Origin of the sequence: Bradyrhizobium sp. YR681, from assembly GCF_000282615.1 — a bacterium.
Classification (GTDB): Bacteria; Pseudomonadota; Alphaproteobacteria; order Rhizobiales; family Xanthobacteraceae; genus Bradyrhizobium.
The window spans coordinates 1-970 of sequence record NZ_AKIY01000276.1; the positions used below are offsets into that span (position 1 = coordinate 1).

At 61.9% G+C, this 970-nt stretch carries 1 protein-coding gene; it reads right to left on the minus strand.

Annotated elements, in window-relative coordinates:
- Nucleotides 1-315: 315 nt before the first annotated feature.
- Nucleotides 316-970: flagellin (locus PMI42_RS30165; RefSeq protein ID WP_008141638.1), on the minus strand; the 655-nt coding region annotated here is incomplete at its 5' end.

A 970-nucleotide genomic window follows, 5' to 3' on the forward strand; every position in this document is an offset into this window, starting at 1 on the left:
CGCGGTCATGGCGGAGGAGTTAGTGAGGAGGCTAGAACCCATTTTTGATGTCCCTTTGGAGATTGAATTGAGTTTGGGGACATACCGGACTTGCACCGGTACGGCAGGGCGGCGTCATGCCTTTGGGCCGCGTAAAAGCGGGTTGATGCCCAATCTGTCGTAGCGGTGAGGTTATCCAGCGAAGCTTGTGCGAGGCTTGTGGCTCTGTGTCCTTGCGGCAACAACGCAGCCGAAATTGTGGTGTGCGCACGACTACGCCAAACGAAAGGGCCGCGCTTCATCAGAAGCGCGGCCCTCCCCAGATGGTTTTGACGCTTAGCGGAACAGCGAGAGGATGCTCTGGCTGCTGTTGTTGGCGATCGAGAGCGCCTGAACGCCGAGCTGCTGCTGGACCTGGAGGGCCGACAAGCGGGTGGACTCCTGGTTCATGTCGGCGTCGACGAGCTGGCCGACACCGCGGTCAACCGAGTCCATCAGCGACTTCACGAATTCCGTGTTGGTCGAGATGCGGTTCTTGACGGCACCGAGGTTCGCAGCGGCCGAAGCCACCGAGTTGATCGCGGTGGTGACCTGCGCGATGTAGCCATCGAGCGTGGTCTGGTCGGCTGCCGAGTCGGTCAGCGTGCCGATGGTCATGTTGGCGACCGACACACCGGAGGTCTGCGTGTCCAGAATGCCGGTGTTGGAGGCGCCGCCGGTGGTGTAGAGCGCGTAGTCGGCGGTCGTCACGGTGATCGAACCGATCGTGGGGGTGCCACCGACGCGAGAGTACGACGACACGAGGTTGAAAGTCGCCGGCGTGGCCGTGGTCGAGGCCGAGGTGTCAATGCTCAGCCAGTTGATGCCGTTGAAGGTGGCCGAGCTGGCCTTGAGGTTCATGTCCTGCTGGATCTGGGTGACGTCCGCCTGGATCTTGCTACGGTCGATACCAGCGGTCTTGGCTTGGACGAGCAGCGCCTGGAGCTTGGTC